Source organism: Mesorhizobium sp. WSM1343, from assembly GCF_055901535.1.
The window spans coordinates 1,161,631-1,184,018 of the sequence record NZ_CM148370.1; the positions used below are offsets into that span (position 1 = coordinate 1,161,631).

22 protein-coding genes are annotated in these 22,388 nt (G+C 63.1%); 11 read left to right on the plus strand and 11 right to left on the minus strand.

Going from position 1 to position 22,388, the window contains the following annotated elements; translation table 11 throughout:
* Positions 1-3: 3 nt before the first annotated feature.
* On the minus strand, positions 4-771 hold the full coding sequence (locus AC0NIL_RS05580) for an SDR family NAD(P)-dependent oxidoreductase (RefSeq protein ID WP_473572881.1): 768 nt from the start codon (positions 769-771) through the stop codon (positions 4-6).
* Positions 772-1,060: 289 nt separating this feature from the next.
* Between AC0NIL_RS05580 and AC0NIL_RS05585 the strand changes: the two genes are divergently transcribed.
* Complete coding sequence (locus AC0NIL_RS05585; protein ID WP_013528960.1) at positions 1,061-1,216, plus strand: hypothetical protein; 156 nt, start codon at positions 1,061-1,063, stop codon at positions 1,214-1,216.
* 111 nt (positions 1,217-1,327) lie between these two features.
* Positions 1,328-2,269: an LLM class flavin-dependent oxidoreductase gene (locus AC0NIL_RS05590; RefSeq protein ID WP_013528961.1), complete on the plus strand. Its 942-nt coding sequence runs from the start codon at positions 1,328-1,330 to the stop codon at positions 2,267-2,269.
* Positions 2,270-2,275: 6 nt separating this feature from the next.
* Here AC0NIL_RS05590 and AC0NIL_RS05595 read toward each other — a convergent pair whose 3' ends face one another.
* The 5 genes from AC0NIL_RS05595 to AC0NIL_RS05615 all read right to left on the minus strand — a co-directional run bounded on the left by AC0NIL_RS05595 (position 2,276) and on the right by AC0NIL_RS05615 (position 9,901).
* Positions 2,276-2,962 carry a cysteine hydrolase family protein gene (locus AC0NIL_RS05595; RefSeq protein ID WP_013528962.1) on the minus strand — a complete coding sequence of 229 codons (687 nt, stop codon included), beginning with the start codon at positions 2,960-2,962 and terminating at the stop codon, positions 2,276-2,278.
* A 35-nt stretch (positions 2,963-2,997) separates the two neighbouring features.
* Positions 2,998-4,722: an ABC transporter ATP-binding protein gene (locus AC0NIL_RS05600; protein ID WP_473572883.1), complete on the minus strand. Its 1,725-nt coding sequence runs from the start codon at positions 4,720-4,722 to the stop codon at positions 2,998-3,000.
* A 109-nt stretch (positions 4,723-4,831) separates the two neighbouring features.
* Positions 4,832-6,835, minus strand: coding sequence for a Fe(3+)-hydroxamate ABC transporter permease FhuB (fhuB, locus tag AC0NIL_RS05605; protein ID WP_473572884.1), 2,004 nt, complete (start codon positions 6,833-6,835; stop codon positions 4,832-4,834).
* Positions 6,832-7,692 (minus strand): ABC transporter substrate-binding protein, encoded by an 861-nt coding sequence (locus tag AC0NIL_RS05610; protein WP_473572886.1) that lies wholly within the window; start codon positions 7,690-7,692, stop codon positions 6,832-6,834. The genes fhuB and AC0NIL_RS05610 overlap by 4 nt, the downstream gene beginning before the upstream one ends.
* A gap of 25 nt (positions 7,693-7,717) precedes the next feature.
* Positions 7,718-9,901, minus strand: coding sequence for a TonB-dependent siderophore receptor (locus tag AC0NIL_RS05615; RefSeq protein WP_473572887.1), 2,184 nt, complete (start codon positions 9,899-9,901; stop codon positions 7,718-7,720).
* Positions 9,902-10,112: 211 nt separating this feature from the next.
* Here AC0NIL_RS05615 and AC0NIL_RS05620 point away from each other — a divergent pair, with 211 nt between their 5' ends.
* The 4 genes from AC0NIL_RS05620 to AC0NIL_RS05635 all read left to right on the plus strand — a co-directional run bounded on the left by AC0NIL_RS05620 (position 10,113) and on the right by AC0NIL_RS05635 (position 13,354).
* Positions 10,113-10,904: an ATP-binding cassette domain-containing protein gene (locus tag AC0NIL_RS05620; RefSeq protein ID WP_027163015.1), complete on the plus strand. Its 792-nt coding sequence runs from the start codon at positions 10,113-10,115 to the stop codon at positions 10,902-10,904.
* A gap of 65 nt (positions 10,905-10,969) precedes the next feature.
* Positions 10,970-11,941, plus strand: a complete 972-nt coding sequence (exbB, locus tag AC0NIL_RS05625; RefSeq protein ID WP_473572888.1) for a tonB-system energizer ExbB — start codon at positions 10,970-10,972, stop codon at positions 11,939-11,941.
* Between the two features lie 4 nt (positions 11,942-11,945).
* On the plus strand, positions 11,946-12,413 hold the full coding sequence (gene exbD / locus AC0NIL_RS05630) for a TonB system transport protein ExbD (RefSeq protein WP_013528969.1): 468 nt from the start codon (positions 11,946-11,948) through the stop codon (positions 12,411-12,413).
* Positions 12,410-13,354 carry a TonB family protein gene (locus AC0NIL_RS05635; RefSeq protein ID WP_473572890.1) on the plus strand — a complete coding sequence of 315 codons (945 nt, stop codon included), beginning with the start codon at positions 12,410-12,412 and terminating at the stop codon, positions 13,352-13,354. The genes exbD and AC0NIL_RS05635 overlap by 4 nt, the downstream gene beginning before the upstream one ends.
* Positions 13,355-13,379: 25 nt before the next feature.
* Here the strand turns inward: AC0NIL_RS05635 and AC0NIL_RS05640 are convergent, their stop codons facing one another.
* The 5 genes from AC0NIL_RS05640 to AC0NIL_RS05660 form a co-directional block, all read right to left on the minus strand.
* Positions 13,380-13,700: a hypothetical protein gene (locus AC0NIL_RS05640; protein WP_275953478.1), complete on the minus strand. Its 321-nt coding sequence runs from the start codon at positions 13,698-13,700 to the stop codon at positions 13,380-13,382.
* 121 nt (positions 13,701-13,821) lie between these two features.
* On the minus strand, positions 13,822-14,079 hold the full coding sequence (locus AC0NIL_RS05645; protein ID WP_013528972.1) for a LuxR family transcriptional regulator: 258 nt from the start codon (positions 14,077-14,079) through the stop codon (positions 13,822-13,824).
* A gap of 4 nt (positions 14,080-14,083) precedes the next feature.
* Positions 14,084-14,338 (minus strand): hypothetical protein, encoded by a 255-nt coding sequence (locus AC0NIL_RS05650; protein ID WP_013528973.1) that lies wholly within the window; start codon positions 14,336-14,338, stop codon positions 14,084-14,086.
* A gap of 66 nt (positions 14,339-14,404) precedes the next feature.
* Positions 14,405-15,367, minus strand: a complete 963-nt coding sequence (locus tag AC0NIL_RS05655; protein WP_275953479.1) for a SagB/ThcOx family dehydrogenase — start codon at positions 15,365-15,367, stop codon at positions 14,405-14,407.
* Positions 15,368-15,897: 530 nt separating this feature from the next.
* The gene (locus AC0NIL_RS05660) at positions 15,898-16,647 is read right to left on the minus strand and encodes a helix-turn-helix domain-containing protein (protein ID WP_013528976.1); all 750 of its coding nucleotides are present in this window, start codon (positions 16,645-16,647) and stop codon (positions 15,898-15,900) included.
* A 449-nt stretch (positions 16,648-17,096) separates the two neighbouring features.
* On the opposite strand from AC0NIL_RS05660, the gene AC0NIL_RS05665 reads away from it, so the two are divergent.
* From AC0NIL_RS05665 to AC0NIL_RS05685, 5 genes are all read left to right on the plus strand, one after another.
* Positions 17,097-18,476, plus strand: coding sequence for a tyrosine-type recombinase/integrase (locus tag AC0NIL_RS05665; RefSeq protein ID WP_473572891.1), 1,380 nt, complete (start codon positions 17,097-17,099; stop codon positions 18,474-18,476).
* 80 nt (positions 18,477-18,556) lie between these two features.
* Entirely contained in the window at positions 18,557-19,297 is a 741-nt protein-coding gene (locus tag AC0NIL_RS05670) for a hypothetical protein (RefSeq protein WP_473572893.1), read from the plus strand.
* 420 nt (positions 19,298-19,717) lie between these two features.
* The gene (locus AC0NIL_RS05675) at positions 19,718-20,386 is read left to right on the plus strand and encodes a recombinase family protein (protein ID WP_473572894.1); all 669 of its coding nucleotides are present in this window, start codon (positions 19,718-19,720) and stop codon (positions 20,384-20,386) included.
* Positions 20,387-20,789: 403 nt separating this feature from the next.
* Positions 20,790-21,443: a hypothetical protein gene (locus AC0NIL_RS05680; protein ID WP_473572896.1), complete on the plus strand. Its 654-nt coding sequence runs from the start codon at positions 20,790-20,792 to the stop codon at positions 21,441-21,443.
* Positions 21,444-21,759: 316 nt separating this feature from the next.
* A complete protein-coding gene (locus AC0NIL_RS05685) occupies positions 21,760-22,293 on the plus strand; it encodes a hypothetical protein (protein WP_473572898.1) in 534 nt (177 codons plus the stop codon).
* The last annotated feature ends 95 nt before the right edge of the window (positions 22,294-22,388 follow it).

Sequence of the window (22,388 nt, forward strand, 5' to 3'; positions counted from 1 at the left end):
TGTTCACATCGCGGTAAAACCGTTGTCGACGAACAGATGCGTGCCGTTGACGAAGCTCGACTCGTCGCTGGCGAGGTAAAGCGCCGCCCTCGCCACCTCTTCCGGCTCGCCGATGCGGCCCTGCTGCGCGGCCAGCGCTGCGTCCGAGACATCGATGCCGAGCCTGCCGAGGTCGGCAACCTCGCGCAGGCCGTGCGGCGTGCGGATGAAGCCCGGGCAGACGGCGTTGCAGCGGATGTTGCGGTCGCGGAACTCGACGGCGATGGCGCGGGCGAACATGTGGCAAGCGCCCTTGGTGGTGTCGTAGAGCACTTCGTTGGGAGTAGCCGCCACCGCCGAGATCGACGAGGTGCAGACGATCGAGCCGCCGCCCGCCGCAATCATGCCGGGCAAAACGGCGCGCGTCATCAGGAACATCGAGCGCACATTGACGGCATGCAGCCAATCCCATTCCTGCACCGTGGTCTCCAGGAAGGGCTTTATCACGATGGTGCCGGCGTGGTTGAACAGCACGGTGATGGGCCCGAGTTTTTCGATAGCACCCTTCACGGCGGCTTCGACCTGTGCCTCGTCGGAGACGTCGGCGACAAAATGCTCGGCGACATGGCCGCGTGCCCTGATTGTCGCTGCGGTTGCGGCGGCCGCCTCGCCGTTGCGGTCGATGATCGCCACCTTGGCGCCTTCGGCGGCGAACAGCTCCGAGGCTGCTCCACCCATTCCCGTCGCGCCGCCCGAAATGATGGCGACCTTGCCGGCCAGTCTCGTGCCCATTTTTTCTGCCCCTATGTGACGATTTCGCTTTGCTGGTTGGGCGATGCTACCGCGCCGGCGACGGGCGGCCAATCCACGAATTGAATGCCGCGAGGGCAAGGCCATAGGTCCATTCGGACGCAGACCCGAAAACGGACGCGCCATACGGATCGGCCGCCCGAGTGCCCCTGTAAGCAAGTGGCTACCAACTTCCCATCACCTAGGAGAAAATTATTCTAGATTCGACCGAAAAATAGCAATCGACAAAGTCTACAAGTTTTATAGATTAACCGACGAGACGGAGGTCGATATGTCCTATATCCAGAACGCCCAGACGGATCGCAGTGGTCAGCGGGCGGCCAATGCCCAGACCTTCCGCCCGGCCTATGCCGGGGCTTTCGCCTATCTCGTCTTTGCCCTTGCGTTCGTGTTCACCGGGGCCGTTGTTCTGGGTCTTATTCCCTGAGTCGTCAGATCGACCGGGGTTAGCCGCCCCCACCGCTTACAAGCAATCGGAGTTGAATGAACCGAATCCTCGGCGTGCTTTCGCGCGCCCGACACCACGGAGGACATGGCAATGCCGATCGAGTTCACGCATATTCCCGGCAAGACCGCCGATGCCGCGGTTCCCTTTTTCTACGACTTTGCCGAGACCGCGACCAAGCTCGGGCTGATCGAGGACGGCGGCTTCCGCAAGATCGTCGTCGACGATTCGGCCGGACTGCTGACCAACATGGATCTTGCGGCCCAGGTGCTCGATCGCACCTCGTCACTGGAAGTCGTGCTCACCCATTGGGCGGGCGTGGTCGAACCGACCGTGGCGGCCCGCCAACTGGCGTCGATCGACAGGCAAAGCGGCGGACGCCTGGCGCTGAGAATGATCAGCGAGCCGCTGAGCGATGCCGACGCCGAAACACGGCCGGTCGGGCACACCGTCATCTGGCAGCGAATAGACGAATATCTGGTGCTGCTGAAGCGGCTGTGGTCGAACGACCGGCCCTTCGACCACGAAGGAACGTTCTACAGCATCAAGGGCGGCTACGTGCCGCGCAAGGGACCGCACGGCGCCGACCTGGTCATCCGCATGGGCGGGCAGTCCGGAACGGCGCTCAAGGTGGCCGGCCGACATGCCGATGTCTTTGAACTGGCGCCGGGCTCGATCGACGAGATCCGGCAATTGATGGAGCGGGTGCGCCGCTCCGCCGCCGAACATGGCCGGGCCGGCAAGCTGCGCTTCGCGCTTCCGGTCGGGATTCACCAAGGTGCTTCCGCCTCCGGTCACAAGGCGGTCGATGTTGCCGGGCCGCCAGCCCAGGCCGCCCTGTCGCTGCTTGCCTATGCAGCCCTCGGGATCGATGAATTCATGATTGTCGGTGTCGACACGCCACGCGAGATCGCAACGCTCGGCCGGGAAACGATCGCCCTGCTGCGCAATTCGCTGGCGCGTCGCGAACACGAGGCATTCCAGCCTGGGGCATATGCGTCTCGTGCAGGATTGGAGACGCGCGCAACGGGCTGAAGTCCTTCAGCCTTTTGTTGCCTCTGGCCTGTCGCCAAGCCGCGACAGGCCTTCAATGACAGCGCCCGAATCCGCCAGCGCGCCGAAGACGCCATCTTCGACCGTCACCATATGAAGCGCGGCCTCGTGGGCTTGTTTGTCGCCGCTGGCGCAGGCGTCGGAAATCGTCAGGCATTGAAAGTTGCGGTCGCAGGCTTCGCGCAGCGTGGTGTGGACGCAGACATCCGTCGTGCATCCGGAAAACATGAGATGCGTGATGCCTTGCGCGCGGAGCACAAGCTCGAAATCCGTATAAATGAAGGCGCTGTTGCAGGTCTTGTCGACGATGATGTCGTGCGGTGCCACGTCGATCTCCGGAACGATCTGGAACCCCGTGCCCGAGCGCAGCAGGATATCGGTGCCGTCGAGACCGGAGCGCTTGCGGCGCCATTTTTCGTAAGGCGTCATATCGGCCATGTCGGCCCTATAGCCCTGCCTGGTATGGATGACCCTGACGCCGGCCTTGCGCGCGGCCGCGATCAGCCGGCTCACCGTCGGCAGGATCGCTCTCAGAGGCGACGGATCATAGCCCTGCCTGGCGAAGTAGCCCGTCGTCGACAGGAAATCCTGCTGCAGGTCGATGACGATCAGCGCGGTGTTTTCGGCCACCAGCCTGCCGTCAAAGGGAAAGTCGAAGGGCGTTGCCTTGATCATCCGGGGGCTCCCTGCTTGGCCGCTACCATAGTGGATCAACGCGATGACACCAGATGCTGGGCGTCGTGCAGGCGTCGATAGATGCCGCCGGCACGGATCAGTTCGCTGTGCGACCCCTGCTCGACGACGCCCGACTCCGAGACGACGACGATGCGGTCGGCGCCGCGGATCGTGGCCAGCCGGTGTGCGATGACCAGCGTGGTTCGGCCTTCGGCAAGTTCGGCCAGCGATTTCTGGATTTCGCGCTCGGTCTCGGTGTCGAGCGCCGACGTCGCCTCGTCGAGGATCAGGATCGGCGGGTTCTTCAAGAACATACGGGCAATCGCCAGCCGCTGCTTCTGGCCGCCGGACAGTTTTACGCCGCGCTCGCCGATGATCGTGTCGTAACCGGCCGGCAGGCCTGATATCATGCCGTCGAGCTGCGCCCGCCGCGCGGCATCGGCGATGGCGTCGTCGGAGGCGCCGAGACGGCCATAGGCAATGTTTTCGCGGATCGAGCCGCCGAACAGGAAGACATCCTGCTGGACGATGCCGATCTGGCCGCGCAGCGAAGCGAGCGTCATGTCCCTGATATCGATGCCGTCGATGCTGATCCGCCCGGCGCTGACTTCGTAGAACCGCGGCAGCAGCGAGCATATGGTGGTCTTGCCGGCACCTGACGGCCCGACGAAGGCGATGGTTTCGCCGGCGCGGATGGTGAGATCGATATCCTTCAGCACCGGCTTGCCGTCGCCGTAGCCGAAGCTCACACCGCGATATTCGATGGAGCCCTTGAGGCCGCTGGCGGTAACGGCACCGGGCCGGTCGGCGATGTCGGGTTCGGTGTCGAGCAACTCTGTGTAGCGGCGGAAGCCGGCAATGCCTTTTGGATAGGTCTCGATCACCGAATTGATCTTCTCGATCGGCCGCACGAAGACGCCGACCAAAAGCAGGAAGCCGACGAAGCCGCCATTGCTCAGGCCTCCCGTGATGACGAGGTAGCTGCCGGCAATCATGACCACGAGCTGGATCAGCCTTATACCCATGTAGTTCAGCGAATTGCTGGCCGACATGATGCGGTAGGCGTCGAGCTTGGTCTGGCGGTAGCGCTGGTTGTCATGCGCGAACAGCGTGCGCTCATGCTCCTCGTTGGCGAAGGCCTGGACGACGCGCATGCCGCCGACATTCTCCTCGATGCGGACGTTGAAATCGCCGACACGCCGGTAGAGCGCCTGCCAGTTGCGCTCCATGCGGTCGCCGTAGCGCATCGTCACCCAGGCGATCAGAGGCACGATCACCGCCGTGATCAGCGCCAGATGCATGTTGACCGTGAACATCAGCACGAAGGCGCCGGCGAACGTCATGATGGCGATGAACAGGTCCTCGGGGCCATGATGCGCGATCTCGCCGATCTCCTCGAGATCCTTGGTGACGCGACCGACGAGATGGCCGGTCTTGTGGTTGTCGTAGAAGCGGAACGACAGTTTCTGCAGATGATCGAAGCTCTTGCGCCGCATCTCGGTCTCGATGTTGATGCCAAGCATGTGGCCCCAATAGGTGACGACCGCCATCAGCACCGTGTTGAGCAGATAGATTACCAGCAGCCCGGACGAGGCGATGATGATCAGCGTCCAGTCCTGCCGTGGCAGGAGCTGGTCGACGAAGGTGCGGACCGCCATGGGAAAGCCGAGTTCGAGCAGGCCGGCCAGCACCGCGCAGGAGAAGTCGAGCGCGAACAGCCCCTTCCAGGGCGCGTAATAGGACAGGAAACGTCTGATCATCGAGGTGAACCGCAAGCTGTCTTGATGGACGCGGCGAGGGCACCGGCCGCCATCGATGGGCGCTGCTTACAATCGGCAGGGCAGGGCCGGCAATATGCCAGGGCCGACTTCATTGCCTGCTTTTCCACATCAGCGCCATGAAATAGGGACCGCCGACGAAGGCGGCGATGAGCCCGGCCGGCACCTGCCAGGGAAAGATCAGCGTCCGGCCTGCCCAGTCGGCGGCAACGAGGATCAGCCCGCCTGTCATGGCCGAGGCCAGAAGCTGCGGCACGGCACGGCGGAAGCCGAGCATGCGCGCGAGATGCGGCGCCATCAGGCCGACGAAGCTCAGCGGGCCGATGACCAATGTCGCGGTTGCGGTGGCCAGCGCGGTAAGTGCCAGCAGAATGGCGCGAACCCGTCCAAGCCGCAGGCCAAGGCCACGCGCGGCAGTTTCGCCGAGCGGCACTATATCGAGCCAGCGCGCCGTCAGCGGCGCCAGCGCGAGGACGGCGACCGCGACCGCAGCGGCAGTGAAGGCATCATTGGGCGTTGCGCGATAGGTCGATCCCGATAGCCAGGCGAGCAGGAAGCCCGTGCGCGGATCGCCGCTGGCCAGAAGCAGCGCGGCGAAGGCCGACGCGACCGTCGCCACGGCGACGCCGGCAAGCAGCAGCCGCGCCGGCGACAGTGCATTGCGCCGCCCGACCAGCACGACGATCGTCAGCGCCAGCAAGGCGCCCGCGAGTGCGGCGCCGAGCATTGCCGCGCGGTCGAAGCCGTCGCTGAGCAACAGCAGCGCCAGCACGCCGAAAGAGGCGCCGCCGGAAATGCCGAGCACTTCGGGTGCTGCCATCGGGTTGCCGGTCATGCGCTGCATCAGCGTGCCAGCGACCGCGAGCAGGACGCCCGCCGACAGGGCTACGACGACGCGAGGCGCGCGCAGGGCAAGCAGCTCGGTCAAATCCTCGGATGCGATCCAGTGCCAACCGCCTGCGCCACGGCCAAAGCCGATGGCGAGGACAACCGCGAGGATGAGCGCCAGCAGGCCCGCGATCAACGGCAGGCCGTTTGTCGGCAGGCGTATCGACGACACCATGTCGGCCTGCCTTTCGGGGGTGGTTCGCATTCGCGGCAACAGGAACAGCAGCAGCGGCGCGCCGAGCAAAGCGGTCGCGGTGCCGGCGGGGATTTCGCCGGCGAACGGCAGATGCTGCACCAGACGGTCGGTGAACCAGAGCAGGGCGCCGCCGACCAGCGGCGACCAGACCAGGCGGCGGCCAAGCGTGCGCGCTCCGGCCAGCCGCGCCAGCGCCGGGGCAGCGAGCGCCACGAACCCGATGACGCCGACCTCGGCGACGACCAACGCGCCAAGCGAGACGGCGACAGCCATGCCGGCAAGGCGGATGACGGCCGGGCGGGTGCCGAGCGATGCCGCGCCGTCGTCGCTGAGATCGAGCAGGCGTAGCGGTCGCCAGAGCAGGAACGCGGCGCAGATGCCGGCCAGCAGCCACGGCGCCAGAGCAACGACGGCCGCATCGCCATTCTGCACCAGCGAGCCGCTCTGCCAGATGAACAGCTCCTCGGTGTATTCGCGGTTGAGCGCCATCAGCAGCGCGCCGGCCGAACCGAAACTGAGGCTGACGACGAGGCCGGCGATGATGATCGACACTGGCGAAAAGCTGCGCCCGCGCGCCAGTGCGAAAACGGCTGATGTGGCGAGAGCGCCGCCAGCCAGCGCCACCCCTTCACGGCCGCCTTCCAGCAGCCATGGTGCGTAGAGGGTGGCGGCCGCCAAAGCGAGGCTTGCTCCGGCATTGGTGCCGATCGTGGTCGGCTCGGCCAGCGGGTTGCGCAGCACATGCTGCATGACGACACCGGCGAGACCGAGCGCCGCGCCGGCCAGCACGCTGACGGCGACACGTGGCAGGAAAGCATAGCGATACAGCAACTGCACTGGATCGGATGTGTCGGGGGCGGTGAGCGCCTGCCACCACAGGTGCGCCGGCAGAAGGTGGATGAGATCGATGACGCTCAGCACCAGCGCCAGACCCGCGGGCACGGCCACCAGCAGGATGAGCGCGCCGATGCCGTCGCGCTGTCGCGGCAGGGACATTGCCTGAGCGATCATGCCGCTGCCACGAATTCGGCGAAACGCGCGGCGGCAGTAAGACCGCCGAACGGCCAGACCGGCGGAATGGTCCGCACCTGGCCGTTCCGGACGCAGGGCAGATTGGCCCAGAGCGAGTTGCGGGCGATCCTGATCCTGACGTGCGGCGGGATCGGATCGAGCGAGATCAGTTGCGCCTCGCCGACGGCGACCAGTTCCTCGATGCCGACCGTCGAAAAACCCCATTCATTGGTGGCGCCAGTCCAGGCATTGACGAGGCCGAGCCGGTCGAGGACGTTCTGCAGCAGGCTGCCGGCGCCGTAGACGCGGACATGGCGATCGTCGAACATGCTGACGACGCAGACCGGTTTTTGCGCCGCCCGCTCCAGCCTGGCACGCGCTTGGGCGATCGAGGCTTCGGTGCGCCCGACAAGGTTTTCTGCTTCCGTCCCACGGCCAAGCATGTCGCCAAGCTGCAGCGTCACCTGCTGCGCCTGCGCGTAAGGTGGAGCCTTGCCGCTGTAGAACGGCACATTGAAGGTCGGCGCCAATCTGGTGAAGCTGTTCTCGTCCAAGCCATAGCCATAGGCGCCGACGATCAGGTCGGGCCGCAATTCCCGAAGCAGTTCGAGATTGGGCTCGCTGCGCGATCCCAGGTCGATGGTGGCCTGCGGCAGCGCCGGGCCCTGGACCCAGTCGCCATAACCCCTGGTGTCGCCGACGGCGAGCGGCGACACGCCGAGCGAGACCACCATTTCGGCCGATGTCCATTCCAGGCAGACGACGCGGGCAGGTGCCGCGCGTGCCGTGCCGCCCGGCAAAGCGAGGCCGGTCGCGGCGAGGCCGGCAAGATACTGGCGCCGTGTCAGCGCCGCCATTTTGGGCCGGCCCGCCACATTGCTTCTACCATGTGTATTTCACCGAACCGTTGATCCTGCGGCCCTCGCCGTAGAAGCAGCCGAAGCCCGAGGAGAAGCAGGAGGCGACGTAGCGTTTGTCGAACAGATTGCTGGCATTGAGGCTGAGCGTGGCGTTCTGCCAGGCGTAATGCACCGCCGCGTCGGCGAGCACGACCGACGGAACCTTGAAGCTGTTGGCGTCGTCGCCATAGGTCGAGCCGACATAGCGGACACCGGCGCCCAGGCCGAGACCTTCGAGCTTGCCGCTCATGAAGGTGTAATTGGCCCAAAGCGATGCGGAATGGGCCGGCACGCCGAAGGGCGTGTTGCCCTCGTTGCTGACCCAGACGCCGTTGACGTCTTCGACAGCGGTCGCCCTGGTGATCTTCGTGTCGAGATAGGTGTAGGCCGCTCTCAGGTCGAAGCCGGAATCGAGGCTGGCAACGGCCTCGAATTCCACGCCGCGCGAACGGATCTCACCGGTCTGGAACAGATCGTTGGGTGAGCCCTCATTACCGGAACGCACGACATTCTGTCGGGTCAGGTCGAAAACCGATGCCGTAATGAAGGAATTCCAGCCAGTCGGCTGGTACTTCAGGCCGATCTCGTACTGCCTGCCGGTCTCGGGCACGAACAGATTGCCGTCGCTATCGGCGCCGGCCACCGGCTGGAACGACTCGGAATAGCTGACATAGGGTGCCAGGCCGTTGTCTGCGAGATAGACCAGGCCGGCGCGGCTGGTGAAGGCGTTGTCCTTCTGCTCGGGAATGTAGCCGCCGGCCAGATTGCCGTAGACCTTGGCATCCGACCAATCCTGGCGGCCGCCAAGGGTCAGCCGCCAGTTGCCGAACTTGACCTGGTCCTGGGCATAGAGACCGACCTGCTGCTGGGTGGTGTCGGTATCGGTGTAGGGCGTCAGATCGGTGATCGGGTACCCGTAAACCGGATCGAAGATGTTGAAACCGTCCTCGACGGTCCCTTCCGAGGCATAGTCGCGGTAAGTGTAGCGTTTGTAGTCGAGGCCGACGAGCAGCGTGTGGGCAAGCGGCCCGGTGTCGAAATCGGCTTGTGCCTGGTTGTCGATGGTGACGCCGCTGAGTTTGGTGCCGCCGGCATCTGCGTAACGGTAGTAGTCGCCGCTTGAAGGTTCCAGGCCGTTCGAGTCCGTCAGTCCGCCACCAAAGACGCCCTCCTCGGTGTGGGTGAGGTGGACGTAGCGGGCATGCTGTCGCACCTGCCAAGTTTCGTTGAAACGGTGATCGAATTCGTAGCCGATCGAGGCCTGGTCGTTGTTGTAGGAATCGAAGCCGGGTTCGCCGACGAACATGCTGTTCGGCAGGTACTTGCCGTCCTTGCCCGGTATGACCGTGCCGTAGGCAGGCAGGTACTGCATCGCCCATCCCGAGCGGTCGCGCTGATAGTTGGCGAGGATGGTCAGGCTGGTGTCGGCATCGGGCTGCCAGGTGATCGCCGGCGCGATGAAGATGCGATCGTCCTTGACGAAATTGGTCTGCGTGTCGCCCATGTGAGCGGCACCGGTGAGGCGAAACAGCAGCGACTTGTCGGCGTTCACGGCACCGCTGAAATCGAACTTGCCTTCATAGCGATTGAAGCTGCCGCCACCGAGTTCGATCTCGCGCAGGTTTTCCTCGGTCGGCCGCTTGCTGACATAGTTGATGATGCCGCCGGGGCTAGCCTGGCCGTAGAGCACCGACGCTGGTCCGCGCAGCACCTCGTAGCGTTCCGCGCCATAGGAATCGAGTGCGGTGAACAGGGTGAAATTGCTCTCCTTGAGCTGCAGCCCGTCCCTGTAGAAGACGCCGTTGGCGTTCGAAATGCCGCGCAATTGCAGGCCGAGGCCGCGATTGTCGGTGCCGTAGAGATCGCCGGTGGCGCCGGGCGTGTAGCGCAGAACGCCGCCGAGGTTGTCGATCGCCTGTGCTTCCATCTGGTCCTTGGTGATCACCGATATCGACTGGGGCGTCTCGATCAGCGGCGTGTCGGTCTTGGTGCCGGTGGAGCCCTTGGTGGCCACGTAGCCCTTGACCGGCCCGAAGGCGCTTTCGACACGTTCCTGGACGTTGATCGGGTCCAGGGTGGTGGTGACCGTCTCCTGGGCCAGGGCATGGCCGCAGCCAAGCAGGGCCGGCACCGACACCGCTGCCATCAGCAAGCGCTTTCGCGCCATCCGGTCCTGCCAAATCAGTCCACGTCCCGAGATCATCCTGCCCCCCTTTTCCAAATTTCATGTCGATATTGCCGGTCGCGACGATTTGTTGATCGTTGCAGTCATCTTCAATGTTGACTAGTAAGGTCATGTTTCATAGTCAACCGGGCATGAGCCGTTGAAAGCCGGAATCTGGAAATGCGGGCGGCCGCACTGGAGAAAAGCCATGAGCATGGCTGGAATTGATGCCCAGACTGCCTTCCATATCGACGCGGTGCGCTTTGCCGTCGGCGAGCGGACGCTGCTCGGTCCGGTCTCGCTCGAACTGCAGCGCTCGCGGGTCTATGGGCTGATCGGCCACAATGGTTCGGGCAAGTCGACGCTGATCAAGCTCATGGCGCGCCAGCAGCCGGCGAGTTCAGGCGCCATCACTTTCGCCAAGCGTCCGCTGCCGCAATGGGGCGCCCGCGAATTTGCCCGCGCGCTTGCCTATCTGCCGCAGACGACACCGGCGGCGACTGGCCTGACCGTGCGCGAACTGGCGACGTTGGGACGCTATCCCTGGCACGGCGCGCTTGGCCGTTTCCGCGCGCAGGACAGGCAGCATGTCGAGGAGGCGCTGGCCCTGACCGACATGGAAGGTTTTGCCGACCGGCTGGTGGACGAATTGTCGGGCGGCGAGCGCCAGCGCGCCTGGCTCGCCATGCTGGTGGCGCAGAACGCCGGCGTCATGCTGCTCGACGAGCCGATCTCGGCACTCGACATCGCCCATCAGGTCGAGGTGCTCGGGCTGGTCAAGGAGCTCAGCCGCAAACGCGACCTGTGCGTCGTCGTCGTGCTGCACGATCCCAACATGGCGGCGCGCTACTGCGACGAGCTGATCGCGCTCAAGGACGGCAAGCTGCTGACGCGCGGCACACCCGGCGAGATCATGCGCAGCGATGTGCTGAAAGGCATTTTCGGCGTGGAGATGGGCGTGTTCGCGCACCCCGTCACCGGCCAGCCTGTCGGCTATGTGCAGTGACGAGATCTGGTGCGGCGGCGGGAAATAGAAGGCGGCTGGCCGCTGTGAGAACAAGGAAGAAGCTGTTGTCGAGAACTGGTTTGTTGGCGGCGTTGGTCGCATCCGTCATCCTGTCGGCCGGCAGCGCGATGGCCCAGGAGCAACCGGCCGGTGCCGCGCCGGCGATTGATGCCCCCACCCCGGTTGCTCCCACGGCCCCAGCGCCGATTGCGCCGGCGCCCGCCGCACCGGCAGTCGCTCCGCCGGCCACGATGGCGCCTTCGCAGCCGGGCACCCAGCCGAACACGGCCGCGCCAGCCGAGGCCGGACCTTCGACGGCGATGGAATTGACCTTGCCGCATGACCTGTCGCCATGGGGCATGTTCATGGCGGCCGATATCGTCGTCAAGGCGGTGATGATCGGGCTGGCCTTTGCCTCCCTCGTCACCTGGACGATATGGCTGGCCAAGTCGCTGGAGCTTTTCGGCGGCAAGCTGCGCATCCGTCGCGCCGTGCGGGCGATCGGCAAGGCCGCCACGCTGAAGCAGGCCAGCAGTACCCTCGACCGCAGCGGCGGCCCGGGCGCGCTGCTGGTGCGGGCGGCCGAGGAGGAGACCGCACTCTCAGCCGGCGCCCTCGATCATGTCTCAGGCGATGGCCTCAAGGAACGGGTTACGTCGCGCCTGTCGCGCATCGAGGCGGCGGCGGCGCGGCGCATGTCACGCGGCACCGGCGTGCTGGCGACGATCGGCTCGACGGCGCCCTTCGTCGGCCTGTTCGGCACGGTCTGGGGCATCATGAACGCCTTCATCGGCATCTCGCAGGCGCAGACCACCAATCTCGCCGTGGTCGCGCCGGGCATCGCCGAAGCGCTGCTGGCCACCGCGATGGGCCTGGTCGCGGCCATACCGGCCGTCGTCATCTATAACGTCTTCGCCCGCTCGATAGCCGGCTATCGGCAGATCCTCGCCGATGCCTCGGCAGGGGTCGAACGACTGGTCAGCCGCGACCTCGACTTCCGCACCGTCGCGCCGGCCGCGCCACTGGCAGCGGAGTAGCGCCATGGGAAGCAGAATCCGACAGACCATGGATGACGATCTCGAGGAAAGCCACGAGATCAACGTCACCCCGTTCATCGATGTCATCCTGGTGCTGTTGATCATCTTCATGGTCGCGGCACCGCTGGCCACGGTGGATGTCAATGTCGATCTGCCGGGTTCGACCGCAACGCCCGCGCCGAGGCCCGAGACACCGCTGTTCCTGACGCTGAAGGACGATCTGACGCTGGCGATCGGCAATGACGGCGTGCCACGCCCGGCTTTCGCCGCGACGCTGGACGCCAAGACCAAGGGCGACAAGCAGACGCGCATCTTCCTGCGCGCCGACAAGGCGGTCGCCTATGGCGACCTGATGGAGGCGATGAACCTGTTGCGCGGCGCCGGCTATCTGAAGATCGCGCTGGTCGGCCTGGAGACGGCTCCCGCGTCCAATGCCCCCGCGCCCACAGCCACCGGTGCGGCGGCGCCATGACGCAAGCGGTCGCCGTGCCCTCGGTCCAGATGTCGCGCTTCGGCTGGCGCGACCTTGGCTTGTGGGCCGGTGCTGCCGCGCTGGTCCTCGGAGCCCATGTCGCGGTCGCCTATGCAGTGCAGAATCTCACCATGGTCACCGAAGCGGACGGCGGTCCGCCACCGGCCCAGGTGATCGAGATGGCGCCGATGGTGGTGATGCCGGTCGTACAAGAACAGGTCGCCGCGCTGGACGCGGTGACGCCAGATCAGACCGAACCGACACCGACGACCGAGCCGACACCTGAAGAACCGGTCGAAAAGGCGGAGCCGGTTGTCGAGCCGCCGGAAGCGGTCGCGCCCGACGAGGCCGAACCCAACCGGACCGAAACGGCTGAACAGGCCGATCAGCCGCCGCCGGATGAGGTCATCCCGGATGTTGTCGAGGCTGTCACGCCAGACGTCGTCATTCCCTTGCCGCAGCCGAAACCGGTCGAAATTGTCAAAGACAAGAAACCGGTCGAGGCCAAGGCGAAAAAACCTGTCGAGAAGCCCAAGCCGCGGCTTAAGAAGGAGAAGGCGGCTCCGCCGAAGACGGCAACCGTCGCCAGCGCCGACGCACGGCCCGCGGCCAGGACCGCCGCGCCGAAGGCAGCGGAATCGACGTCGCGCTCCGGCGACTCCAGCAAATGGGACTCCCGTCTGGGTGCCTGGATCAAGCGGCACACGCGCTATCCCAGTTCTGCCAAGGCCCGAGGCGCGGAAGGCAGGCCGTATGTCGCCTTCACGGTCGACTCGTCCGGCCGGGTCCTGTCTGCCAGGCTCTCTCGTTCCTCAGGGGATGCGGATCTGGACCGTGCGGCGCTCGCCGTGCTGCAAGGCGCCACGGTGCCGGCACCGCCGCCGGAACTCGGTTCGCGTCTGAGCCGTACAGCGCCGTTCGTGTTCAGCCTGCGCAACTAGGATCGAATTTGATCGAAGCGGCCTGTCAGTAGGCCAGCGACAGGCTCAGGGCCTCGACCTGTTCGAGATAGAAACGGCATTTCGTGCGCAACAGCCCGAGGCCCGGGGCATCGGCGCCGTTGATTTCGATGGTCTGCATCATGAAGTCGAAATGGGCGTGGAAGGCGTCCACTGTACCCCAGAGACTGTCGGCCTGGCAGCTGTCGGCAATCGCCATCGAGACGAGTTGGCGGGCCTCGATTCGCGCGGCGTCAGGCGATGGCGGCCGCCTGATGATCAAGACGTCGAGCCGGCTGAAAATGCTTTCCCTGGCATCGACGCTTCTGATGTTGGCTATCATGTTCATGTGCAGGTCCCCCTTGGCATTCCAGACGCGCAATAGGTTCCGGTCTGAAATTGAAAAACTGGTGAGCAGAGCATTTTCAGCGGCGCCAATGAGCGCGTGGCGTTTTGGCGGGCGACATGCATCAAGCTAGCGCGACCGGATGCCGGTCCTGCGGGCAGGATGCAATCAGGGCCGGGATTGCGGTTGCATCGGAGGGGTGGCCCCTGATGATGTTGGCGACCTCGGCATCTGCCTGCTCGAACCAGTAGACCATGTCGGCGCGGCGCAGGTCCGTCGCGGCTTTCTTCAGGAGCGGCAGCAGGCTTTGCAATGCGCACAGCGTCTCCCAGCGGTTTGGCCGCGAGGTCGAGCCGGCCACCGCGCATGCTGACGATTGCATCTCGTTAGGCTCTCCGTGGCTGGGCGGCGCGATTGTCTTTTGCCTGCGCCTTGGGGTGCAGCGGGTTGCCGCTGAGCTGCGCGTGTCTGGCTGGCCGTGCGCCGCGAAGAACGTCGAAGGCCTCTGCATAGGCCATGCCCAGCAGGTAGGAGATCATCGGAAAACGGCTTGCTTCGGCCATTTGCACGAGCTCATTGGTCATCGACGAAATATATTGAAGACTATCGATTTCCGACTGGCGTAAGGATTGATTTGGCACGTGCTGCTCCTGTCTCTGGTTATACCCTGGGAACGCGTTACTGGCCGAATACACATTGTTGGTCGACTAATTGATGGATTGGCCCGCGGTGGAGGGATCTCTTTCCGGGGTCGAGAGGGTCAAGGCATAGATCGGTGCGTCGGTGAGGCTGTCGAGACCAAGCAGCCGCTTGATCGCGGAATGACTGAGCGCGGCTGTCGGGCATGCCGACAGGCCATGATTGGTCGCCGCCAGCATGATGTTCTGGCCGATATGGCCGGCCTCGATCAGCACGACACGATAGGCGTTGGCGTCCTCATATTTCCACATCGTGCGGTCGAGCCTGGCGCAAAGCAGGATCAGGCACGGCATGGCGTCAGCCCACTCCTGTCCGCCGACCAGTTCGGAGATCTTCGGCAGATGGTTCGCGGAAATCCTGCCAAGGTCGTGATCGGCGGCGGAATAGTGATAGACACCGGGTTCGAGGCCATCGACGCCGAGCGCGACCACATAGGCCTCATAGGGATTTCGCGCGCCGCCGGAAGGGGTCATGCCAAGCGGCAGGGTGCCGACGCAATTGGCGGTCTCACCGATGATGCCGAGCCCGGCGAACAGGCAATCGGAAAGCTGTTTGGCCGTGATGGTGGGCTGAGCCGCCGTGCGGTTGGTGCGGCGCCGCGCCATCAAGCCAAGAAGTTCGTTGTCTTCCAGTGCATTCGGCAGCTGGATGGCGCCGGCGGAATTCTTGAGCAGGAGGTCCGGCTGCGGCGTATAGCCGGCGCGTTCCATCTGCCGCTCTTCCGCTTGCTCGATGGTCATGTATTCGCTGTCCTGGACGCAGAAATGCATCAGCGCCGTCGGAAGCCCCCAACTCCATTGTCCCGAAAACTGTTCCTCCTGCTCGGCGAGAGGCGATCCGGCGGTGACCAGGGCGGAAAAATCGAGCAACTGGGGAACGACAGCTTTCAGCTCGGACTTCGACCAGCCATGGGCGCGGGCAATGTCCGCCGTCGATGCCCATTTGTCCCACGATGCGAGAAGGCCGACCATATCAGGGCTGCATTCAAATACGCTTCTGGTCAGGAAGTTGCATGCCGTGACCTTGTTCGGGCCAGGGTAGAAAACAAGCGTTTTCGAAGAGCGCATTTTCATGAAGCTGGATGCCATCTGCGGAGCCGAGGCGCCGACAAGCGAACCGCTCGTCGGCGCAGAACGGCTTCAGCGCTTGTTGTAGTGCATGCCCTGCGAAAAGAAGACGGTCTGCGTGCCGGCGGCAATCGTCAGCTTCGGAGTATTGGTCACTTTCTTGGCCATTTTTATCCCTTTCCTGACCCCAATCTGGGATCCGTTGAAGGACCCCCGGAACGGGATCCGCGCGAAGAAAGGTAAGGTCGGAAGAGTTAATGGTTTGTTAAAATTATAGTAAAACCACGAGTCGAAGGCGGATGCGTGGATTATCTTTCTTGGTACCAAAGTGTAAAATATCGATTTTATTCAGATACAGAGTAGACAATCGTTGGCGTACGCTTTATCGGCGTACGCTTATTCTTAATTGGCGTAAGACACGGCGATCCGAGGGATTAGCCTAACCCGTCCCGGGTGAGGCTGACAACCAGTTGGTCGACGCCCGGATCGTCGAGACTGATGACATGCGCCATGCTGATGGCATCCCTTGCGTGGATGTTGGCAATGTCGCGCCGCATGATGACGGACACGAATGCCGGGCCGGCCTCCGTCAGAAGCATGGCCTTGCCCATCAGCACCGGTTCGGAGATGGGAGCCCATTGCACGGAGATCAGCGACGGCTCTCCGGTCTGGCGGCGATTGATGCCGCTGAAATAAATCCAGTTCAGCCGCGAGATCGCCACGCCATAGTGATTGCCGCGCGCTCGTGCCCAGGTCGATCCCCGGCGCTCCGACCACCCGGTGACCCGTCGAAAGGTGACCAGTTCGGCTTCGCGCCGCACGAAGGTCACCGAGCGCACCAGGAGGTCGAGGCGGCCCGGGATCGAGAAATAGGTGAAATAGGTGCCGCCCGCGATCGAAGGGCTGGGAGGGCGGATCATCTGGTTGAACAGGCTCTCGGACACCGGCGGCAGGCCGCGCATCACTGGCTCGGGTGTGCCGGGATCCTGGTACAGTTCCGCCTCGTCGATCCGAAAGTAATCGCATATCAGCTTGGCTGTGGCCTTGTTGGGAACGGTCTGCCCTTGCAGGTAGCGTTCGAACTGGGTGCGATTGATGTGCAGCTCACGGCATACCGCGCTTACGGAGGCATGGTCCTTGCACAGCCGTCTAAGGTTTGCAGCGAGATTCTCGCGAATTGACACGTCTTTGCTTCCGCAGGCGGATTTTTCATTTCGACTCGAAATCCATATAGCGTCTCCGGTCGCCCCCGCCGAAACGCCTTGGCCACAACGCACAGAAAAAACTGATTTGGTAACGTCAATTTAGTGGGGCGGTTTGCAAAAAAAACGGAAACAATCGACGAGCGCTTCCGCCATAAGTCCAATTGACAAAAGTCTTGCCGGAGATTGCGAAAACAGGCGGCGCGGCGCGCGGCCTTTTAGGCACGCCGGCGCGGCAAATGCCAACCGTGGAGGCAAGCCCGGACGAGCGTCGCGGACTGCAGATGGCGCGGAGAGCGAGGAATTAATCCGCTGGTGGAGCTGAGGAGGATCGACGCCTGTGACACTTATGCTGTTGAAATCCTTCTAAGTCAGTGCCATAGACCCCCGGAACGTGGGCCAAATGCGTGGGCCAAACCGGGGGTCTTTCTATGCCGAAGCAGCGGAACAGTGCCAGACGTCATCTCGAGTTGAAGCGCCGTATATGGTGGTTCAAGATCGGCGTTCCGGTCGCCATGCGCAGCCACTTCGGCGGCAGAACCCACCACCGGGAGAACCTCCAGACCAGCGACATGCGCGTGGCTATGGAGCGCCGGGACCAAGCCGAGCGTGACACCCGAAGCCTGTTTAGGGACATCGCAGCGGGTAAGGTGATCAGCGCTGCCACGCTGTCTGCACGGGAACACGGCACAGTTTGGCGGGAGACATTGACCGACCTCAGGGTCGCCGATGACGACGCCCGAAATGAGTTTGGTTGGAGCCCGTTGGACATCGCCGTGAGCGTTGCCGAGGAAGCGACCGAGCGTCTTCGTGGGAAAGACCGCAAAGAGTTTGAAGACGCCTTCACTGGCAAGGTGCCTGTTGACGAGCATCTTGAAGCGTATCTGAAGGCGATAGCTCTCGCAGACAAGACCACCAACGAGCGGCGCGGACTGGTGAGGAGGTTTGCACGGTGGTGTGACCAAGAGGCTCTGAAGCTGCCCGACATCGACCGCAAGGTTGTGGGCCGGTACGTCACCGCGATCATTGAGCCAATGGACCGCAGGACCGCCAAGAAGCACATGACGGCGCTGCGCGGCTATTGGGATTACCTCACCCTGCGCGGCCATGTCGAAGGCAAGGTGATGGATGGCAAGGCGGTCGATAGTCCGTGGCTGGGGCAGACGCTCCCCGACAACAAGCGCCGGGTCGAGCGCGGCGACAGGAACAGCGGGGAGAGGGCATTTGACGAGAAGGAACTGAAGGCGCTCCTCTATGGTGCCTACCCTGAGGAGGTGGGGGCCGAGTTCCGGCAGCAGATCGAGGACGCCCTGCGCATCTCATGCTTGTCGGGGATGCGGCTTGCGGAGGTGGTGACGCTTTGGGTTGAAGAGGTCCATGACGAGGTGTTCGACATCCAGCAGGGCAAGACCCGGAGCGCAGCCCGAAAGGTGCCGATACACCCCGACCTGAAGGGTATCGTTGAGCGGCGCACCAAGGACAAGAAGCCGAAGGAATGGCTCTTCCATGAGCTGGCGGGTGAGCGCGACCCGGGCGACACCTTCGGGAAGCGCTTCAATCGTTACCGCAAGGCCCTGAAGGTCGATGATGTGCGCGACGGGAAGCGCAGGAGCGCGGTGAACTTCCATTCGGCAAGGCGCTGGTTCATCACCCAGGCGCGCCACGCTGGTCACGCTAAGGAGACAATCAAGGACATCGTAGGGCATGTGCCGGGCGAGAAGGACATAACCTTCGGCACGTATACGCAGGGCGCATCGGAGGAACAGAACAGGGCCTGTGTCGAGGCCGTGAAGTTGCCGAAGCGCGCTTAAGCGGTCGATGGTTTGGATTGGGACTGGAATAACGCCCACCATGCAAATACATATATGTGACGTTGGGGTAGGAGGCTGAATTGGACCTTGTTTCGCCGGAGGACTATGCGTCTCTCCCAGTTGAGTTGGGGCAGAAGTTCGTTGCTTTCGAGGAAATCTGCCGGCGCAACCTGAACAGCTTCATCACGAGTGAAACGACGCCCAATTTTGATCAGCTGATCAGACTGCAGTACATGAGTATGGTGGCTGCTGCTGCCGCAGAGTGTGGCGTTGACGGGCTTGAGTTTCCTTGGAACTTGGATGAGCCGTATGACGGCTTTCAAAGCTTCCTCCTGAAGGCGGCAGGCGTGGCCACCCGGTTTCGGCTGCGGGGTGTCGGCAAACCCGATGAATACTCTGTCCGTCTCGCGAACAAGACCCGAGGGCGCATTGAACAGCAGATTACGAAGTTGCGCGACATCATCGTCAACAGTGATTTGCCCGAGGGTCAGCGCAAGGGGTTGCTGGACAAGTTGAATGAACTTTCGGTCGAACTGTCACAGTCGCGCGTTGGGTTCGGCAAAGTCATGGCCATTTTGGCTATTGTCAGCGCGACATTAGTTGGAACGACCTCGTTTCTTTCCGACGCCCCGAACGCCATTGCCACGATCACCAGCCTGCTTGGTGCCGACAAGGTTGCGGAAGACGCTGAGACCGAGAGGCTTGGCCCCCCGCCACAGCCAAAGTCGCTGCCGCCAAAGCCGCGCGCCCTTCCCGCACCGGATTTCGGCCTACCTCCAGAGCGGAAGCACCGGGAGCTTGATGACGAAATTCCGTTCTAAGGGCGGCGACTCTGAGCCTTTTCCGCGCGGGCGGGATTGGTCTTCCGTTGGGGTGATTTTGCCGTAGCCCACGAGCGCAGCTTAAGACTGGCGCCTATCATCCCTTCCAACAAACCCCACCGTCAATTCGCACGGAATGTTTGTTGGAAAAATCCGCCTGACCCATCAGATATAGGGCAGCGCGGGATCACCCCCCGTACCCCCTTCAGTTCCACCATAGGCCACCCTCAGGACTTCTGGACGGCACCGCTTTGCCCCGCAGAGGCTTCGCCCAGTCGCATCGAGCGCTGCGGCTGAGGCTTCACCCATGACGGCACCGGACGGGGCGGGCGCAGGCCTTGACGTTGTACCTAATTCTCAGGTACAAGGTACAGATAGCGGGCCGAATGGCTTGCACCACAAGGGACAGGACCGCAGAGAATGACCACGGCAGTTGCATACCTTCGGACCTCCTCACGGACCAATGTCGACGGCGACAGCGCGCCACGGCAGCAGCAGGCTATCGACGCCTATGCTAAGCGGCACGGGATCAAGGTGGTCGAGGAGTTCCACGACGCGGCTGTGAGCGGGGCTGACCCGATTGACACACGGCCGGGCTTCCAAGACCTCCTTGAGTACATGGCGGGCAATGGCGCGCGGGTGATCCTGATCGAGAACGCCAGCCGGTTCGCCCGTGACCTTGCGGTGCAGATAGCGGGTCACAAACTCCTGCAGGGTCTCGGCTATGAACTGATCCCCGTCGACGCGCCAGACAGCTTCACGAACGACACGCCGACCGCTGCCATGGTGCGGCAGATACTGGGTGCCGTCTCACAGTTTGAGAAGGCGCAGCTTGTGGCGAAGCTCAGGGGCGCTCGTGATCGGGCTTCTAAGGCCGCTGGGAGGCGCGTGGAGGGGAACCACGGTTACCGCGTGTCCAATCCCGAGGTGATCCGCGCGGCGAAGCGTCTGGCGCGCAAGAGCCCGAAGACTGGCAAGGCCCGGAGCCTGCGTGAGATTGCGACTGAGCTTGCGCAACTTGGCCACATGACAGCGAAGGGGCAGCCGTTCTCTGCGTCTCAGGTGCAGCGGCTGGTGGACGCGGGTTAAGGACAACAGTGGCACTACGAGACCGAAGTGGCCCCAAATCCCATGGGGACACCACTAGCTATACCGAGCCGATGAGGCATCGATCCCATAGGGCCTCCACTAGCTCCACGAAGCCGAAACGGCCCGAAATCCGATAGGGTGACCACTAGCACTATCGAACGCCTTTCTCCCAAGCCGGGCCACCACCCCATACCCGCCACACTAGCACTACGCAGCCGAAAGCCTCACGCGCTCGTCTGCTCGTCTATGTGTTTCGTGGCGACAGCCGCACCACCCCTCTCACCGCACCCCAAGTCGACCCCAACGGCACCGTAAGGCAGCCTGAGGCGATATTTTGCGGAAGCGACAGTCGGCACTTTGTCAGGACGTCCTGACAAACTCACACCCACCCAGAAGGGACACCTTGGAATACACCTCAGAAACCGTCGACAGCGCCACAGGTGAAGTCGTCCAGGCACCGATTGGCTCTTGGATCACCATCACCAAATATGGCGAGACCAAAGGCGTCGGTCGTAAACAGGTCCGTGATGTCCTGTCTCGGCTGGGCATTCTCCAGAATGAGACCGAAGACCACACCCCCAAGCATGCCTCGTTCGCTGAGCGGAAGCTGATCACACGGCGACGGCTGACCACCAAGTCAGTCAGGTCAGGTCTGGGGAAACGCATCTTCTCAATCGTCGGCCGTCCGTTCGATGTCATATCGCCCAAAGGGCAGGCATGGATCGACCAGCGATGGGCGGATGCTGTCCTGACAATCAAGACCGACATCACGTCCAGCCCGGTGGCGGTTGCTGCTCAGGTGGCGCTTCGCGAGTTCATGGTCGGCCGGCGACACAAGTTAGACGCTGAGGGTCAGGTCAGATGGCTTCTCGACCATTTCCCAAATGTCGCTCAGGCTGACATGAGCAGGATCACGGGAGCGTCCACTCGGATGGTCTCTCACTATGTCGGCAATCGAACTGACCAGATCAGCAAAGCCCAAGCTCGGCTCAGGGTCTCGCTTAAGGGTCACCTCAAGGTGTCGTATGAGGCCGATATGGTCGACCTAACAGGTTGATTAGACACAGGAGCGGACGGAAGTCCCTCCCTCTGATGTCTCAGCCTTCAGGCTACCTTCTGATGAACACCTCAGCTCCGTGGTCTGACACCTTAGAGCGATGGCCAGAAGTGAACCTGAAGGTGGGATGATAGGGGGAGGCTTCCGCCTCTTTCTTCTGGTGGTCTCAGTCTGATGTCTCCAGCTCAGGGTGAACCCTCAGGGCGAACCTTAAGTGTCGTTACAAGGTACCTATTACACATGACGTTACATCAGCTGAAAATGACCCTGCCAGCCTCCCCTTTTCCAAGCGACAACCGAGAGGAAACTGCATGACATGACCGAAGATGCACGACCGTTCGACAGGGCTCTATTCCTGCATGAGCGAGAAACCACGCCTGATGTCCATGACGACGACATCAGCGCCCTTACCATGGCCACAGCCACAGCCACAGCCAAGCGGCTGGCCAAGACAGCCCTGAGGGCATCCCAAGGCGACCGTACCAACTGGAAGCAGCACCTCATCAATGCCCTCGGCTACCGCAACGTCCCCGATACCAAGCTCTCATTTCGGACCAAGCAGGCCCGCACCCACTCAATCAAGGCGGCTGCAGATCGACGTGACAAGCGGCGCGAGCTGGGTGTTGCCATCCACTACGGCCAGTTTGCATGGAAGCGGCTGGGGCAGGCCAAGCGTGACGAGTTCGACCTCAGCCGCAAGGCGCTGGCTTGGATTGGTCCGAGGTGGGACGCCAACCGCGACTTTGGCTGGTACGATGACGAGTGGCACCTCGACCACCTGTTCCGGTTCGGCACTGCCAAGGCCCATGCCAAGACGCCATGGCTCCAGCACCACAGGGAGGGCCAATGAGCCAGTTCCTCCCGGCCCTTGCAGATTGGCCGACCCGAGAACAGGCCCTCGCCATCATCTCAGCGTTGGGCAGGATGGAGGAAGGGCAGCCATCC

Coding starts and splice junctions, on each gene's coding strand:
- AC0NIL_RS05580 (WP_473572881.1), bottom strand. CDS start 771: ATGGGCACGAGACTGGCCGGCAAGGTCGCCATCATTTCGGGCGGCGCG.
- AC0NIL_RS05600 (WP_473572883.1), bottom strand. CDS start 4,722: ATGATCAGACGTTTCCTGTCCTATTACGCGCCCTGGAAGGGGCTGTTC.
- AC0NIL_RS05590 (WP_013528961.1), top strand. CDS start 1,328: ATGCCGATCGAGTTCACGCATATTCCCGGCAAGACCGCCGATGCCGCG.
- AC0NIL_RS05685 (WP_473572898.1), top strand. CDS start 21,760: ATGACCGAAGATGCACGACCGTTCGACAGGGCTCTATTCCTGCATGAG.
- fhuB (WP_473572884.1), bottom strand. CDS start 6,835: ATGATCGCTCAGGCAATGTCCCTGCCGCGACAGCGCGACGGCATCGGC.
- AC0NIL_RS05655 (WP_275953479.1), bottom strand. CDS start 15,367: ATGGTCGGCCTTCTCGCATCGTGGGACAAATGGGCATCGACGGCGGAC.
- AC0NIL_RS05675 (WP_473572894.1), top strand. CDS start 19,718: ATGACCACGGCAGTTGCATACCTTCGGACCTCCTCACGGACCAATGTC.
- AC0NIL_RS05645 (WP_013528972.1), bottom strand. CDS start 14,079: ATGCAATCGTCAGCATGCGCGGTGGCCGGCTCGACCTCGCGGCCAAAC.
- AC0NIL_RS05665 (WP_473572891.1), top strand. CDS start 17,097: ATGCCGAAGCAGCGGAACAGTGCCAGACGTCATCTCGAGTTGAAGCGC.
- AC0NIL_RS05585 (WP_013528960.1), top strand. CDS start 1,061: ATGTCCTATATCCAGAACGCCCAGACGGATCGCAGTGGTCAGCGGGCG.
- AC0NIL_RS05635 (WP_473572890.1), top strand. CDS start 12,410: ATGACGCAAGCGGTCGCCGTGCCCTCGGTCCAGATGTCGCGCTTCGGC.
- AC0NIL_RS05615 (WP_473572887.1), bottom strand. CDS start 9,901: ATGGCGCGAAAGCGCTTGCTGATGGCAGCGGTGTCGGTGCCGGCCCTG.
- AC0NIL_RS05610 (WP_473572886.1), bottom strand. CDS start 7,692: ATGGCGGCGCTGACACGGCGCCAGTATCTTGCCGGCCTCGCCGCGACC.
- AC0NIL_RS05640 (WP_275953478.1), bottom strand. CDS start 13,700: ATGAACATGATAGCCAACATCAGAAGCGTCGATGCCAGGGAAAGCATT.
- AC0NIL_RS05620 (WP_027163015.1), top strand. CDS start 10,113: ATGGCTGGAATTGATGCCCAGACTGCCTTCCATATCGACGCGGTGCGC.
- exbD (WP_013528969.1), top strand. CDS start 11,946: ATGGGAAGCAGAATCCGACAGACCATGGATGACGATCTCGAGGAAAGC.
- AC0NIL_RS05595 (WP_013528962.1), bottom strand. CDS start 2,962: ATGATCAAGGCAACGCCCTTCGACTTTCCCTTTGACGGCAGGCTGGTG.